At 37.4% G+C, this 15,129-nt stretch carries 15 protein-coding genes; 4 read left to right on the top strand and 11 right to left on the bottom strand.

Going from position 1 to position 15,129, the window contains the following annotated elements:
• The first annotated feature begins 44 nt into the window (after window positions 1–44).
• Window positions 45–1,520 carry a L,D-transpeptidase family protein gene (locus tag SBH76_RS02420; RefSeq protein ID WP_317976663.1) on the top strand — a complete coding sequence of 492 codons (1,476 nt, stop codon included), beginning with the start codon at window positions 45–47 and terminating at the stop codon, window positions 1,518–1,520.
• 234 nt (window positions 1,521–1,754) lie between these two features.
• Window positions 1,755–3,212 (top strand): sodium:solute symporter family protein, encoded by a 1,458-nt coding sequence (locus SBH76_RS02425; RefSeq protein ID WP_317976664.1) that lies wholly within the window; start codon window positions 1,755–1,757, stop codon window positions 3,210–3,212.
• Between the two features lie 56 nt (window positions 3,213–3,268).
• Here the strand turns inward: SBH76_RS02425 and SBH76_RS02430 are convergent, their stop codons facing one another.
• From SBH76_RS02430 to SBH76_RS02445, 4 genes are read right to left on the bottom strand one after another with little or no spacing between them, the layout of a single operon-like run.
• Window positions 3,269–4,369: a polyamine ABC transporter substrate-binding protein gene (locus SBH76_RS02430; protein WP_317976665.1), complete on the bottom strand. Its 1,101-nt coding sequence runs from the start codon at window positions 4,367–4,369 to the stop codon at window positions 3,269–3,271.
• A 17-nt stretch (window positions 4,370–4,386) separates the two neighbouring features.
• Window positions 4,387–5,154 (bottom strand): ABC transporter permease, encoded by a 768-nt coding sequence (locus SBH76_RS02435; RefSeq protein WP_317976666.1) that lies wholly within the window; start codon window positions 5,152–5,154, stop codon window positions 4,387–4,389.
• Window positions 5,151–6,005 (bottom strand): ABC transporter permease, encoded by an 855-nt coding sequence (locus SBH76_RS02440; RefSeq protein WP_317976667.1) that lies wholly within the window; start codon window positions 6,003–6,005, stop codon window positions 5,151–5,153. Before SBH76_RS02440 ends, SBH76_RS02435 begins: the two co-directional genes overlap by 4 nt.
• Window positions 5,995–6,963 carry an ABC transporter ATP-binding protein gene (locus SBH76_RS02445; RefSeq protein ID WP_317976668.1) on the bottom strand — a complete coding sequence of 323 codons (969 nt, stop codon included), beginning with the start codon at window positions 6,961–6,963 and terminating at the stop codon, window positions 5,995–5,997. The genes SBH76_RS02440 and SBH76_RS02445 overlap by 11 nt, the downstream gene beginning before the upstream one ends.
• 152 nt (window positions 6,964–7,115) lie before the next feature.
• Here SBH76_RS02445 and SBH76_RS02450 point away from each other — a divergent pair, with 152 nt between their 5' ends.
• Window positions 7,116–7,424 carry a YerC/YecD family TrpR-related protein gene (locus tag SBH76_RS02450; protein ID WP_007593458.1) on the top strand — a complete coding sequence of 103 codons (309 nt, stop codon included), beginning with the start codon at window positions 7,116–7,118 and terminating at the stop codon, window positions 7,422–7,424.
• 28 nt (window positions 7,425–7,452) lie between these two features.
• On the opposite strand, the gene SBH76_RS02455 is transcribed toward SBH76_RS02450, so the two are convergent.
• Genes SBH76_RS02455 through SBH76_RS02465 form a run of 3 tightly spaced genes read right to left on the bottom strand, consistent with a single transcriptional unit; the run spans window position 7,453 to window position 10,034 of the window.
• Window positions 7,453–8,061, bottom strand: a complete 609-nt coding sequence (locus SBH76_RS02455) for a ribonuclease H1 domain-containing protein (protein WP_317976670.1) — start codon at window positions 8,059–8,061, stop codon at window positions 7,453–7,455.
• A 2-nt stretch (window positions 8,062–8,063) separates the two neighbouring features.
• Entirely contained in the window at window positions 8,064–9,062 is a 999-nt protein-coding gene (locus tag SBH76_RS02460; RefSeq protein WP_317976671.1) for an aromatic acid exporter family protein, read from the bottom strand.
• A gap of 9 nt (window positions 9,063–9,071) precedes the next feature.
• Window positions 9,072–10,034 carry a glycosyltransferase gene (locus SBH76_RS02465; protein WP_315084812.1) on the bottom strand — a complete coding sequence of 321 codons (963 nt, stop codon included), beginning with the start codon at window positions 10,032–10,034 and terminating at the stop codon, window positions 9,072–9,074.
• Between the two features lie 181 nt (window positions 10,035–10,215).
• Between SBH76_RS02465 and SBH76_RS02470 the strand changes: the two genes are divergently transcribed.
• Window positions 10,216–11,163: a putative ABC transporter permease gene (locus tag SBH76_RS02470; protein ID WP_315084814.1), complete on the top strand. Its 948-nt coding sequence runs from the start codon at window positions 10,216–10,218 to the stop codon at window positions 11,161–11,163.
• Window positions 11,164–11,212: 49 nt separating this feature from the next.
• Here SBH76_RS02470 and SBH76_RS02475 read toward each other — a convergent pair whose 3' ends face one another.
• From SBH76_RS02475 to SBH76_RS02490, 4 genes are all read right to left on the bottom strand, one after another.
• Window positions 11,213–12,418, bottom strand: a complete 1,206-nt coding sequence (locus SBH76_RS02475; RefSeq protein ID WP_315084894.1) for a CCA tRNA nucleotidyltransferase — start codon at window positions 12,416–12,418, stop codon at window positions 11,213–11,215.
• A 103-nt stretch (window positions 12,419–12,521) separates the two neighbouring features.
• Complete coding sequence (proS, locus tag SBH76_RS02480; RefSeq protein WP_314758437.1) at window positions 12,522–13,961, bottom strand: proline--tRNA ligase; 1,440 nt, start codon at window positions 13,959–13,961, stop codon at window positions 12,522–12,524.
• 6 nt (window positions 13,962–13,967) lie between these two features.
• Window positions 13,968–14,123: a hypothetical protein gene (locus SBH76_RS02485; protein ID WP_009662988.1), complete on the bottom strand. Its 156-nt coding sequence runs from the start codon at window positions 14,121–14,123 to the stop codon at window positions 13,968–13,970.
• Window positions 14,101–15,129 carry a hypothetical protein gene (locus SBH76_RS02490; RefSeq protein WP_317976672.1) on the bottom strand — a complete coding sequence of 343 codons (1,029 nt, stop codon included), beginning with the start codon at window positions 15,127–15,129 and terminating at the stop codon, window positions 14,101–14,103. The genes SBH76_RS02485 and SBH76_RS02490 overlap by 23 nt, the downstream gene beginning before the upstream one ends.

The following is a 15,129-nucleotide window of genomic DNA, read 5'->3' on the forward strand; positions in this document are numbered from 1 at the left end:
ATAGTGACTTTAGTTTACTAATGTATTCTTTTTTAGGAGGAAATATGCATTTAAAAAGAATTTCAGCTGTATTTGCGTCAGCATTGATGATTTCTTCAGTATTATCATCCAACGTATTTGCAGCAACAATAAGAAGAAATGTCACAGCCGGCTCGGTGGCTGTAGAAACATCAGCTCAGACTGAGACAGCTGAAAGCACAGAGGCTGCAACTTCTGCAGCTACAGGTGAGGTGGTATCTACAAATGATTATATACCTTCCACTATTAATAATGTAAATATGCCGGAAAACCTTGACCTTGACAGCGTAGTTGCCAATGCAGGTCTTGGTAATGTAGGTAACGGAAATACAAATCCCGAGCCTGTACTTGGTGAAACTCAGATGGTTCACTTCGGACTTTGGAATACTGCAGATCAGGAGATCTCAGGTGCCGAGACAAACACAAGTGCTTATGCTTATGCAAAAGACGGTTTTAACAAGCTTTACCTCAATCATTCAGGTATAGGAAGATATTACTACAGAACTTACAACATGAACTCAGGTTGGTCTACATGGATGAACTCTAAAGAGACTGCACCTATAACAGATCCTGCAAACAAGGTTCAGGCTGTTCAGATAAGAGTAAAGGGATATACAGGTGTAAGAAGCGACCTTTATTACAAGGCCGTTTTAAATGACGGAACTGTACTTGACTGGGCAAAGAACGGTCAGACTCTCGGTACTATCGGTACAGACAGATATATAGTAGCTCTTAAGCTTACACTTTGGGACAAGCAAACAGCGTTTACAGAGCCTACAAAGGTACTTATGGAAGCTCCTGTTTATGAGGGAACTTATGTAGATGCCAACGGTCAGGTTCAGTACTCATCAAAAGATGCCTATACCGGATGGGGATTTTATAATAATGATCAGTACTATTTTAAAGACGGTGCAACTCAAAAGGGATGGCAGTATATAGACGGATACAAGTATTATCTTGATGAGAATACAGGTGCCGTTGTAAGAGATCTTGAGCCTGTTATGGGATTACAGGATTCTTACGAGATTAAGTACAATAAAGCTACAATGACCATGTACATCATGGCTAAAGACGGTGCAAACGGATATATAATTCCTTACAAGACTTTCATGTCAACTGACGGACCTGCTACACCTGTGGGTACATTCAAGACATATGTTAAGTACAGATGGAAAATAATGCATGACAATATCTATTGTCAGTTCCTTTCAAGATTTAAGGACGGATATATCATTCACTCTCTTATCTACTATGATAAGGCTGATTCAAACAGACTTGATGCATCTACATACAACTATATTGATGATGCAAGATCTGACGGATGTTTAAGACTCCGTGCAGGTGATGCGGCTTGGGTATATTACAACACCAAGATGAACACACCTGTTATAATTTACAACGATCCTACAAATAAGGGTCCTGTTGAGAAGGATGCTATAGAGCAGCCAATTCCTGCAAACCAAACATACGATCCTACAGATCCTATAATGCAGGGAAGATAATTTAATATATTAATTTTAGCGGTGTGAAAGTATTTTTCACATCGCTTTTTTATTTATCTGTTTTTTGGACAATTTTTACTTGTTTAACATTATTTTTTCTATTAAAATAATAAGTACAGAAGGTTTTATTCAACTTTGACGGATGGATTTTCGGCAGAATAAAACTATGTTCGTGAATACTTTGTCGAAAATTCTTTCCAAGGCATCTATGTTTTGTACAGAAAGGAGTTTTTTATGGGTGCAAATTGGATCGTAACAGCTGTCGTAATAGTTTATTTGATTGCCATGCTTTTTATAGGCTGGTACTCCTCAACTAAAATCAACAGTAACACCGACTTTATGGTTGCCGGAAGGCGACTTGGTCCGTTTTTAATGGCAGGTACTTTAGCCGCAACGGAGATAGGAGGCGGAAGTTCTCTGGGAGTTGTTCAAAACGGTATGTCTGGATACGGCTTAAGTGCCGCCTGGTATATTATTACAATGGGAATTGCCTTTGCCATTCTTTCTTTTATAGCACCTAAGTTTCGTGCCGCTACAGTAAAAACCGTTCCGGAATATTTCCGCAGACGATATAGCAAGGAATCCGGATTCGTTACGGCAATTATTATGCTGCTTCCTCTTATAGGACTTACAGCAGGACAATTTATAGCTTCTTCCGTAATCTTATCAACTATGCTTGGAATCAGCTATAAAGTTTCGGTTATTATAGTAGCCGTTGTTGTGACAATTTATTCCATTATGGGTGGACTTTGGAGTGTAACATTAACCGATTTCGTTCAGGTATTTTTAATTATTTTAGGTATGCTTGCCGCAGTTCCTTTTGCACTGAACTATGCGGGTGGATGGAGTGCCGTTGTTACCAATGTTCCGCCTAAAACAATGAATCTTTTCTCAGGATATGATTTATTCGGTATTATTTCACTTGTAATCATGTATGTAGGAACATTCTCCGTAGGACAGGAAGCGGTTTCCCGTTTCTACGCCGCAAAGAACGAGACCGCGGCTAAACAGGGAGCATGGCTTGCAGCATTGCTTAATTTCATTTATGCTTTTGTTCCTACAATACTTGGAATTATTGTTTTAGCTTTAATTAATATGGGAAAATTCTCGGATAAGGACTTCGCATCGGTTGGCGCAAGATATGCTCTGCCTATTCTTGCTATCCGTACCATGCCTGCCATAGTCTGCGGACTGCTCTTCTCAGGAGTAATTTCAGCTACAATGTCAAGTTCGGACTCCGACCTTTTGGGAGCAGGTTCTATATTTGCCAATGATATTTACAAAATTTATATTCGTCCGGATGCAAAGAGCTCTGAAGTTATGAATGTAACTAAGATAACTATGGTTATAGTCGGATTCTTATCTCTTTTGATTGCATTATTTAATACAAAGAGTATTGTATCAATATTGATGTTCTGCTTTACTTTACGTGCCGCCGGCTCTTTCTTCCCCTATGTAATGGGTCATTACTGGGCAAAGGCATCAAAAGCCGGTACTATTGCTTCTCTGATTTTCGGAACAATTGTGGTGGTTTATCTTGAGCAATTTTCCAAGGGATACCTTTTCGGAATCCACTTCTCTCAGGCAATCATACCGGGACTTGTGTTTGCATTTATCGGTTTCGTAATCTTCTCTATCGCTTTCCCGCCGAAAAATCCGGGAACAGAACTTGCCGAAGAAGAAGAAGATTAATATATGTAAACTTAAAAGAGGGATGCCGAAAAATACGGCATCCCCTTATCTATTTCCTAATTTGTTTCCTGTCTGAACTCTTCCCAGAGCTTATTGTGAAGCTCATTTGCCTCATCACTGATATTCTCAATCAGTTCTCCGCCCTCAATAAGTGAAATCTTATCCTCAGGGAATACTATAAGGTCCTTCCAATCATCTGATACATAGCTTTCAGCAGCCTTGTTTGTAACAAAGTATCCAATATACTCAAAGCACTTTGCAGCCACTTCAGGCTCATTGATATACTCAAGGAATTTATAAGCCGCTTCGGCATTCGGTGCATTTGACGGAATAAAGCTTCCCATTACCCCGAATCCAAGTCCTTCTTTAGGATATACAACTTTTAAATCAGGGTTTGCTTTGATTGCCTGAGTTACCTGTGATGTATACATAAATGCCGCTCCGACTTCACCGCTTAAGAGATAATCCTGAAGATTATTGTCATTTATAAGGCGGATATTTGGCGCCAAAGTCTTTAACTTATCTCCTGCTTCCTGTATCTGAGTAAGATCATTTGTATTAAATGAATATCCGAGAGATTTCAAAGTAATACCGTCTATTACTCTGTAGTTTCCTATAATACCTACATTACCTGCAAGCTCAGGATTCCAAAGATCGTTATAACCTTGAATATCCACTTTCACAGTCTCAGGATTATATACTATCAAAGGTATACCTGCACCGTAAGGCATTGTATACTTATTGTCAGGATCATAGAACTTACTTTGGAACAAAGGATTTATATTGCCGTATGTAGATATCTTTGACTTATCAAGTTCTTTAACAAGTCCTTCCTTTATTGCAAGCTGAATAATATAATCATCTGCAACAACAATATCATAATCTCCACCCTTAGTCTCTTCAAGCTTTGCAAGCATTGTCTCATCAAGGTCAAAATTTGAATAATTTACCTTAACTCCGGTCTTCTCCGTAAAGCCGTCCAAAACCTCTTGTGGGAACATTCCGTCCCATGTGTACAGATTTAAAGTAGTCCCCTTAAGAGCGCTGTCTGTGGCAGCTCCTGTACTTTGCTGTGCGGCATCTTTAGAACCGCCTCCACATGCTGTAAGAGCAAGCGCCGCTCCCAAACCAAGTAAACCTAATACTTTAGATTTCATTTAATTTACCTCCAAAATCAATCTTTCCTTGTTCTTTCCGAAATAAATATCACAAGCACCGTAATCACCAGTATAACAGTTGCGAGTGCATTTATTTCAGGAGTAATACCTGTCTTCATCTTTGTATATATCTTTATTGCAAGAGTATTTACTGAAGGACCGGTCGTAAATATAGATATTACCACATCATCAAAGGACATTGCAAATGATAATAATAATCCGGATGCAATTCCCGGCAAAATATATGGTAATGTTACATCTCTGAATGTTTCAAACTCACTTGCCCCCAGGTCTCTTGCCGCCTCCTCAAGCGAAAGATCCATTCCCATAAGCCTTGCCCTTACAATTAAAAATATATAAGGTACACAGAATGAACTGTGTGCAATCGTCATGGTTACAAAGCCGAAAGGCAAATTCATATATGAAAATATAGCCATAAAAACCATTCCGAGAATTATCTCGGGAATCATTATAGGCAGAGATGCAAAACCGCTGATGAAATCATCAAAAATAAGCTTTTTCCCTCTCATGGCAAGAGCCGCACTGACACCTATTACAAGTGAAAGCATACATGTCAGTACCGCCAGTATTATACTGTTTAATAACGCTTTCTTTATATCACCGTCATTAAAAAGCATCCTATACCAGTCGAGAGAAAATCCTTCCCATACACTTGTCAGCTTGGATTTATTAAAGGAATAAACTACAGTGAGTATAATGGGAAGATAGTTTAAAACAGTTACCAGCCCCAAAAATATAACGGCCGCTTTTGATACCTTTTTCAAAATAATCCCTCCAATTCTCCTGTACCTGAAACCTTCTTATAAAGTCTTAAGAACACTATGGTAAGTAACATTAAAATCACACTCAATGCCGCCGCAAAAGGTATATTTCTCAGCTTTGTAAGCTGCTCCACTATAACACTTCCGATAAGAACTATTTTATTTCCACCAAGTATATCTGAGATATAGAAAAGTCCCATACTCGGCACAAATGTAAGTACCACACCGCTTAGAAGTCCCGGCATTGTAAGTCTGAGAGTAATAGTAAGGAAGGATTCGAGTCTGCTTGCCCCCAAATCTCTGGAAGCTTCTATTAAGCTCCAATCCATTTTTTCCACACTTGAATACACTGAAAGTATCATAAACGGCAGTAAAAAATATACCATACCTACAAGTACCGCAGGATATGTATACAGCAGTTTAAGCGGAGTCTTTGTTATACTCAAAAACATTAAAAGTTTATCAAGCACTCCGTTACTTCTAAATATTATTATCCAACCGTTCAGTCTGATAAGACCGCTGGTCCAAAAGGGAATCATAAGAAGCATCATCATTCTTCTCTTCCATCTCTCACTGAGCCTTCCCATAAAATATCCGAAAGGATATCCTATCAGAGTAACCAAAACAGTTGATGCAAGCGCCAGTTTAACGGATTCCAAAAATATATTCAAATAAAAAGGATCAAATACTTTTTTATAATTTTCCAAAGTAAATGTAAAATCAAATCCCCAGGTCTTTGCCTTTGTCAAAAAGCTGATAATTACCATATAGGCCAGAGGCAATATTACAAAAAGTGTTGTAAAAATATATATCGGTATTCTTAGCAGATATTTGTTAAGTTTCTTATTTTTCACCTTGAACCTCCACCATATCTTTTTTATCCCAGCCTATACTTATTGCATCACCCGGATTCAAATTGATGTTCATTCCCATATGTGAAGAAGTAATCTCCTGATTATCTTTCAATCTCACCTTTACTTTTGAAAGGCCGGCAGTAAAACTGTTTTCAATTACTATACCGTCATAATCACCTGCTCCAAGCCTTACATGTTCCGAACGTATTGCATATGTCTTACCTTCGTTTTTATAGAGATTTGCACCTCCCACAAACTCGGCAACAAAAGCGGTTGCAGGAGTGTCATACACCTCACTTGGAGTACCTATCTGTTCTATATTCCCGTCTCTCATAACAACTATTCTTGAGGACATATTTAAAGCCTCTTCCTGGTCATGAGTTATATATATAAATGTAATGCCAAGTGCTTTTTGAAGCTTTTTTAACTCCATCTGCATCTGTCTTCTAAGCATCAGATCAAGTGCTCCAAGAGGCTCATCAAGCAATAATACACTTGGCTTATTTACAATAGCCCTTGCTATTGCGACTCTCTGTCTTTGACCACCTGAAAGCTGTGTAGGATTTCTTTTTTCAAAGCCCTCCAGCTGTACCAAAGACAGCGCTTTCTCCACCTCTTTTTTTATTTCATCGGCAGGCTTCTTTTTCAGTCTTAATCCATAGCCTATATTTTTTTCAACATTCATATGTGGAAAGAGAGCATAATTTTGGAATACCGTATTTACATCCCTTTTTTCCGGTGCCAGTCCTGTGATATCCTTTCCGTTAAGTATCACCTTGCCGCTGTCCGGACTCTCAAGCCCTGCAATTATTCTTATCGTAGTGGTTTTTCCGCAACCACTTGAACCCAAAAGAGTGATAAACTCTCCTCTGCCTATATCAAGGGAGATGTTCTTTAAAACATTCTCGCCGTCAAAACTCTTCTTTATATTTTCCAGACTTAGTATAGTATCTGTCATCTAAATTCCCTCCTAGGGTTATTTGGCTTTATACAATAGAATATAATACCATCTTTTTTAATATAATTCACTAAAAATATTATTTTATCTCGTCTTTACTTTTACAAGTTAAAATGCTAAAATGTAATTACTATTTGAATGGAGCAATTTGTATGAATAATAAGATCAGGACTGACGCGGTAGACCATCTATTTGACGCCATCCTTACACTAAAAGATAAAGAGGAATTTTATATTTTCTTTGAGGATGTTTGCACCGTAAATGAGTTGCTCTCCATCTCTCAAAGATATGAAGTAGCTAAAATGCTGCGTGAAAAGAAAACATATTTGGAGATTGCCGAGGAAACCGGCGCTTCTACAGCTACCATCTCCAGAGTAAACCGTTCATTAAACTATGGAAATGACGGCTATGACCTTGTTTTTAACAGACTCGGTTTATTTGAAAATAATAAGGAAAAATAATTTTGCCGGAGTTTATACTCCGGCATTTTTATATAAGTCCAAGTGCTTTTTTTGCAAGCTCATCAGCCATATCATTGTACTTATCTCCCGAATGTCCCTTAACCTTTATAAAATCTACGTCTACATGCTTTGAAGCATTTTTATAAAATTCAACATAATGCATGGTACCGGGCTTTTTTGCCTTCCAATCTCCGTTGCACCACTTCTCTATACCCTCATAGTCATAAAAAATACTGATACTCTTTATATCATGATCCAGACAATATTGCATGGCCGCCATAGATCCCTGTATCTCACCTGCAACATTTCTCATATCACTCATATCATCCTTATCAAACTTTTTTGAAAAATAAAGTTCTTCATCTTTATGCATCATAACCATGCCGTATGAATATGACTTTGTAGTGTCGTCATAACTTCCGTCAACATAAGCAAAAGCTTCAGACTGCTTATCGTCCGGTTCTTCTTTATCATTGTTACTCTTTGTACCGTTTACAAAAGCCGAAGCCTCTTCTCTGGTTGTAAAACTTTTGTATGCGGCTCCCGAAAAGCCGCTTACAGACTGCTTACATTCATCCCATGTCTCAAAGACTCCTGTCTTTCTTCCTTTTTTTACCGCGTAATATTTCTTTGCCATAATTACCTGTTCCAAAATATATTTTTCTCTTCTTCACTCAAATTTGCAGCAAATTCCCTTTTTATTTCAAGGAACTGCTCAAAATTCACTACAATTGAATGAAGTATTGCTCTGTCTTCAAATTCCTCTCGGCTCTTTGGAAGCTCCGAATTTTTCATCTTTTCTTTTACAAAATATAAGTCCATCAAGGCATTTACCGCATTATATGACTCATGCAGTTTGGGCACAAGATTAAAAATAAGTTCAGCCAAATCTCTTGCCTGACTCGGTCTTGTTTTCATTCCCTTTCCCTGATCAAAAATATATCTAAGCGTCATGATTTGAGACTTTCTCATTTCCATATAGTTTATAAAGTACTCCAAATCATAGCTTAGTATATTGTCTTTATCAATATATGATTTTGAAATGGCACTGTCTATCAACTTATCAAGTGCATCAAAATCATAGTCAAGTTTTACCCTGTTATTCTCATCTCTTAGAAAGCCTACCAAAGTATCCAGCATGTACTTTATTTCATTTTCTATTTTTGCCTGATATTCCCTTATATGTTTCAAGTTTCTCGGCATATACATATTTAAAAATATTCCGACGGATGTTCCTATAAGCATCAAAGCCGCTTCATTTTTTACAACATCAAAACTCATATACTTCGTTGCCAAAATATGTGTTACCAAGACGGTACATGGTGAAAGTCCTTCATTCAAATCAAAGACCATACATACCGCTACAAATATAAGCAAGTAGCAAACCAGCGCCCATATATCATATCCGAATACACTAAATACGACAAGGGAAATCAACATAGCCAGAACAAATGCCGCAATTCTTTTTAATGCAATCTTTATTGTGGACTTTTTTGTATCCTGTATACTCAGTAAGGTAATAATACCTGCCGATGCACTGTAGTTTAACCCGAAAATTCCGGCAATAAATATTGCAAGTCCTGTTCCGACAGCAATTTTTATTACTTTTATCAGATTTATATTTTTAAAATATGTCATAGTCCTCCGTTATCTTTTAAAATATAATGCTGTATTCCTCACAAACTTATATAATGCAGGTAAGAAATATTCAAACTTTATAAAAAATCTTTCTCTAAAATCCAGCTCATTATATTCTTTTTTAAAGTTCTTTGACAATATGTTTTTAAAATCTCTTGTATTTACATATGTAAGGAAACGAAGTCTCTTTGCAGCACTTACAACTTCTTCATGAAATCTGTATCCGGAGTCTTCATCATATGCCTTATACATGGCCTCCATATTTTGATAGTACTCTTCCTGTTTTCTTTTGTAATCACCGCTAAACTGTGAGGCTGTCCATGAAGTCGGTACTCCCATTCTGTACACACTCATAACCCTGTCGATATAATAGGCATCGCCGTATTTTACAGATATTATCTGCATGGGTATATCTCCCACCTTACAGTCAAAATAATACTTTGGCAAACTTTTCATATACTCTGTTCGTAGTAAAAGTGAGGCCGTTGGATAATGTGCTCTTTTATTTATAACTTCTTTTGCACCTACTACACAGTTTCCGGTATAAGGTCTTATAAGATTTGGAGAAAATGTGGCATCCAGATTTTCAACCTTCGCAGCATGAAAGCAAAAGCTTATTTCCGGATGTACATCCATATAATCCACCTGCATTTGAAGTTTATTATCATCACACCAGTAGTCATCTCCCTCACACATAGCTATATATTCTCCGCTTGCTCTTGGAAAGTTGTATTTTCCGCTTGGATTTGTAACCCCTTGCGAGTACATATTTTCCTCATGAAATAAAGGTTTTATAATATCCGGATATCGTTTTTCATATTCTCTTATAATATCTGCCGTATCATCTGTTGATGCATCATCATTTATCAGAATTTCTATATCAAAGTTTCTTTTCTGCGCCAAAAAGGAATCTATTGCCTTTCTTATATATTTACCGTGATTATAGGTAATGCAGCATATACTTACTTTCATATTTATACTCTCTTTTTATATTATTTGCAGGTAAAACCGCATAGGGTTTTAAATACGCTTACTTCAATATCATACTATAACATAAAAGTTGATATAAAGTGAGTTTTTATTATCTTTATAAAACTTCAAAACTTGTAGATAATCTACTACTGTGGTATTATTGTTCTCATTGGAGGTAATTATGACCAAGTACACCCTATTGCAATGGATTGCATTTTTTTATATATATTGTTTTTTCGGATGGTGTTTTGAATCCGGATATGCAACTATCAAGGAGAGAAAACTTACAAACAGAGGCTTCCTTCGAGGCCCTTATATTCCTATATATGCCTTCGGCGCTTTGTTTGTTCTTATTATTACAGACAACTTTCATGGGAATAATTTGGAAGTTTACTTTTCAGGAATGATTGCTGCTACAATACTTGAATATATCACAGGTTATGTGATGGAAAGACTTTTTAAAGTCAAATACTGGGACTATAGCGATCACAAGTTCAATTTGAGCGGATATATATCGCTCTCCACCTCTATAGCATGGGGATTTTTATCACTACTGCTTACCGATTTTTTACAGGTAAATGTCTATAGATTTGTATCTAAGATAAATGAGCCAAATTTGAAGACTTCTGTAATAGTTGTGAGTATTATCTTTTTCTCGGATTTGATTCTTTCAATAAAGGCCGCATTCAATCTTGCCAAAGCATATACGGCACTTGAAAGGGCTAAGGTTGAATTCCTTGAAGTCAAAGAAAAACTTTCATTGATAGCAGACGACCTTGTAAGTGAGACTCAAAGTAAGCTTGTAGGTATCAAAGACAGCGTGGCAGGACGTGTGAGCCAGGCAAATGAATATATCTCAAACGGAAGAGTGAGTTTCTCATCTTTAAAATCCGATATAGAAAATGCTCTTTCGTCACTTTCAAATACGGTTGCTTCAAAGAGTCCGGCTTATCTTGAGCTTAAAATAAAATATGAAGTTGCTAGAGAAAAGGTATCCTTAAGCTTACCGAAAACCGGAAAAATCATGTCATTCTTTATTAGAAATATGATAAAAGGAAATCCGGGACTTAATAAAAAGTACATCTCTCAGATGAAGGAACTTAGCGAAATAAGAAAAAGAAATAAATAAAGTTAAAAGCTACAGGTTTGTACCTACTGTACCGACCCGTAGCTTTTTATTACTCATTTTTTGCTATATCAAGAAGCAGTTCTTTATTATTCAGTTTGGGATCTTCAATTACTCTTTTTAATAACTCTTCCAGAATTTCACCGATTTTAGGTCCTTTCGGTATTCCAAGTTCCATCAGATCTTTCCCGGTAATATCAAGCATGGAGATATCAAAAGCATGATTTTCTTCTTTAATCTTCTCATATCTCTTTTCAATATCATTTATTTCTTCCAAGATATTCACATTTTTTCTGTCCGACTTACAGATTTTTATATAGTCCTCAAAGAGTTTTGTACCGAGTCTGTGCAATGACAGTCTTATATCCGAATCCTTCTTCGGTAAAGGTAATTTAAGTTCCTCTATAAGCAGACAGGTATTTATTTTTGTTGCATTATCCGACTTCAATTCTGAGAGTATCTTCTTTACCGAATTTATATTTTCTACATTTTGCAAAAATACAGTCCAGTACATATGTTTTTCATCACCGAGATCTCTTTTGTAAAACTCATAAAAACTTTCATCAAGCTTTGCAAACTCTTTACCGATATATTTATAAAGCCTGCTGCTGTATATATACTTTACATTTTCTGCAAAATTTCCTGAAAGTGTCTTATTCAGCTCTACAAATATTCTCTCCTTGCTGACATTTGATAATAATGAAGCCTTGTCTTTTATTGCATCAAATGTGGCTTTTTCTATTTCAAACCCTAGTTGTGCAGAAAACCTGATTGCCCTAAGCATTCTCAGAGCATCCTCATCAAATCTCTTATTTGGATCTCCTACAGCTCTTATAATACCGCTGTTTAAATCCTCCTGACCTTTATAAAGATCCACTATACCCTTTTTATGTGAATAAGCCATTGCATTAATTGTAAAATCCCTTCTGCAAAGATCTTCAGAAAGACTTTTACTGAATGAAACACTGTCAGGATGTCTTCCGTCCGAGTAGTTTCCGTCTATTCTGTATGTAGTCAGCTCATAGCCTTCTCCGTCCATAAGTACTGTAATAGTTCCGTGTGCAATACCCGTATCAAAGGTCTTTTTAAATATCCTCTTCATTTCTTCAGGAAGAGCGTTTGTAGTGATATCCCAGTCCTTAGGTTTCCTGTAAAGCAGGGAATCCCTGACACAGCCACCTACTGCAAATCCTTCAAAACCGTTCTCCTCCAACTTTTCTATAATATTTTCAACGTTTTTTGGCAAATCTATTCTCATTCTTATCTCCTTAACAAAAGCTGATACCGGGGACATAAGTATATGAATGCTTGAAAACTTAATATTAAAACCGCAGCCTTCTGACTGCGGTCTCTTTATTATTTTAATATGCTTTTCCCCAGTAAACCATCTTTGTAGCCTTCTTACCGCAACAAACGCATACATCGCTAAGCTGCTCCTGTGCCTCAGGCATACATCTTGATGTGGCTCCTGCCTCTTCCTTTATCTTGTCCTCACAAGCTCTGTCACCACACCACATAGCCTTGATAAATCCCGGCTTGTTATCTGCAATATCCTTGAACTCTTCCATAGTTCTTGCCTCATAAGTATGAGCTTCTCTATGCGCAAGGGCTGTTTCATACATATTTGTCTGAATCTTTTCAAGGCATTCCTTAGCTTCACTTTCAACATTTTCAAGTGATACGAAGATCTTTTCACCTGTATCTCTTCTGACAAATACGCATTGATTATTTTCAATATCCTTCGGTCCGATTTCAATTCTAAGAGGTATACCTCTCATCTCAGACTCGGCAAACTTAAATCCCGGACTCTTCTCGCTGTCATCAAGCTTTACTCTTACACCTGCAGCATACAGTCTGTCTTTAAGCGCATTAGCCGCCTCAAGTACACCTTCCTTATGTGCGGCTACAGGTATGATATTTACTTGAACCGGTGCTATATGAGGTGGTAACTTAAGACCTGAGTCATCACCATGTACCATTATAACAGCGCCTATTATTCTTGTAGTCATACCGAATGAGGTCTCAAAAACAGGCTTGATTTGATTGTCCTTATCTGTAAACGTTACATCGAATGCCTTTGCAAAGCCGTCTCCGAAGTAGTGACTGGTACCTGACTGTAAAGCTTTACCGTCATGCATAAGTGCCTCTATGGTATAGGTTGCCTCAGCTCCGGCAAACTTTTCCTTATCGGTCTTTATACCTCTTATAACAGGGATAGCCAAGTCCTTTTCAAAGAAGTCCGCATATACTTCAAGCATCTGTACAGTTCTGTCATGAGCTTCCTTGGCTGTGGCATGAACCGTATGTCCCTCCTGCCATAAAAACTCTCTTGAACGAAGGAAAGGTCTGGTTGTCTTTTCCCATCTTACTACGGAACACCACTGATTTAAAAGCTGCGGAAGATCTCTATAACTCTTTACAACCTTTGAGTAGTAGTCACAGAATAATGTTTCCGATGTAGGTCTGACACAGAGTCTCTCCTCAAGCTCCTCCATTCCACCATGAGTTACCCATGCAACCTCAGGTGCAAAGCCTTCAACATGGTCCGCCTCTTTTTGTAAAAGGCTCTCAGGTATGAACATAGGCAGATAACAGTTTTGAATGCCTGTCTCTTTAAATCTTCTGTCTATCTCATTTTTCATGTTTTCCCATATCGCATAACCGGCAGGTCTTATTACAAGACAACCCTTTACACTTGTATAGTCAACAAGCTCCGCCTTAAGCACAATATCTGTATACCATTGCGCAAAGTCTTTCTCCATGGAAGTAATTTCTTCTACAAGCTTTTTTTCTTTAGCCATTTTTATTTAATCCTCTGTATCTTCTTTTATTTCTTTTTTCTTTCTGATTACCAAATCAGATTCGGCATCATTTATCCTTCTTTTTAAATACAAATATACCACGATGCCTACAATGAATAATATAATAATTAATGCAATCTCAATTATATTTCTTATTAACATTGCCCCTCGATTTTTCTCTTCTCTTTTTATTTATCCATTTAACCGCATTTATCATCGGTAATAATACAATTGCAATCCACCATGCATACGCACCTGCAGCCAAAAGTGTAGCACCGTCATATCTGTTAAAGCTTTTATCAGTTGAACTGTTTTCCTCTATACTTTCATCCGCATTTGTTGAAGCTTCAACAGTTTCATTAATAACTTCATTGTTGTTTATTTCAGTCAAAGTTTCAGTAATATCGGGAAGGCTTGTGAACGTATTGTTTTCAGTTGCATTATCTGTAATTGTACTGTCGGTATTTACCTCAGTCTTAACATTTTTGTCAACTTCAGATTTACTCACACTGTCATTATCATTTCTTTTATGTTTATGACCTGATTTATTTTCCGGCTGCTTTGCAGTTTCAACCTTTTGCGTGGAGCTTTCGGTCGGTTCTACATTATTTGCCGAGTTCTTGGAGTCCGAATTGTCATTGCCGCTCTGAGAGGCTTTTGTACCTTTTTTTGAACTTTCCGAACTTTCAATTCTTTTCTTTTTTCCCGATGAATGTCCAAAAGATTTATTTGCATTGGATTTTGTGGAAATATTTTTATCCGGTATTGAAGGCCTTGTTCCCTCTCCCGAATCTGAAGGCCTTGTAGGCTCCGGTCTCGGATCTGAGGGCACCGGCGGCACAGTCAGCTTTGGAATAGTCTCATACTGTACATAAAATGTACCGTCCGAAGCGACATATTCTCTTTTTCTTAACCCGTCCTGCTCATATGTAGGCTCTCTTTCAATTATCCACTCTCCATAGTTGCTTTCATCTATTCCGACTGAGGTTTCAACATACCCTGCGTTTGAGCCATGTAAACCTCCGTTATTTTGAATACCTGTCATGTCTACATATGCAGCTCCGACAGTTGTCGCATTGCCTTTTAGAACACCTACACCGTTTACCGATATAAAGGCGGTCGTCAGTGCCAATGACATAGCACACATTGCTTTATATTTTTTCTTCAT

The sequence above is a fragment of the Lachnoanaerobaculum sanguinis genome, assembly GCF_033242365.1.
In the GTDB taxonomy this organism is placed as follows: Bacteria; Bacillota; Clostridia; order Lachnospirales; family Lachnospiraceae; genus Lachnoanaerobaculum; species Lachnoanaerobaculum sanguinis.

Bases quoted from the DNA above. Each gene is read 5' to 3' on its own strand.
- SBH76_RS02420 (WP_317976663.1), top strand. From the start codon at position 45: ATGCATTTAAAAAGAATTTCAGCTGTATTTGCGTCAGCATTGATGATT.
- SBH76_RS02425 (WP_317976664.1), top strand. From the start codon at position 1,755: ATGGGTGCAAATTGGATCGTAACAGCTGTCGTAATAGTTTATTTGATT.
- SBH76_RS02430 (WP_317976665.1), bottom strand. From the start codon at position 4,369: ATGAAATCTAAAGTATTAGGTTTACTTGGTTTGGGAGCGGCGCTTGCT.
- SBH76_RS02445 (WP_317976668.1), bottom strand. From the start codon at position 6,963: ATGACAGATACTATACTAAGTCTGGAAAATATAAAGAAGAGTTTTGAC.
- SBH76_RS02450 (WP_007593458.1), top strand. From the start codon at position 7,116: ATGAATAATAAGATCAGGACTGACGCGGTAGACCATCTATTTGACGCC.
- SBH76_RS02455 (WP_317976670.1), bottom strand. From the start codon at position 8,061: ATGGCAAAGAAATATTACGCGGTAAAAAAAGGAAGAAAGACAGGAGTC.
- SBH76_RS02460 (WP_317976671.1), bottom strand. From the start codon at position 9,062: ATGACATATTTTAAAAATATAAATCTGATAAAAGTAATAAAAATTGCT.
- SBH76_RS02465 (WP_315084812.1), bottom strand. From the start codon at position 10,034: ATGAAAGTAAGTATATGCTGCATTACCTATAATCACGGTAAATATATA.
- SBH76_RS02470 (WP_315084814.1), top strand. From the start codon at position 10,216: ATGACCAAGTACACCCTATTGCAATGGATTGCATTTTTTTATATATAT.
- SBH76_RS02475 (WP_315084894.1), bottom strand. From the start codon at position 12,418: ATGAGAATAGATTTGCCAAAAAACGTTGAAAATATTATAGAAAAGTTG.
- proS (WP_314758437.1), bottom strand. From the start codon at position 13,961: ATGGCTAAAGAAAAAAAGCTTGTAGAAGAAATTACTTCCATGGAGAAA.
- SBH76_RS02485 (WP_009662988.1), bottom strand. From the start codon at position 14,123: ATGTTAATAAGAAATATAATTGAGATTGCATTAATTATTATATTATTC.
- SBH76_RS02490 (WP_317976672.1), bottom strand. From the start codon at position 15,129: ATGAAGAAAAAATATAAAGCAATGTGTGCTATGTCATTGGCACTGACG.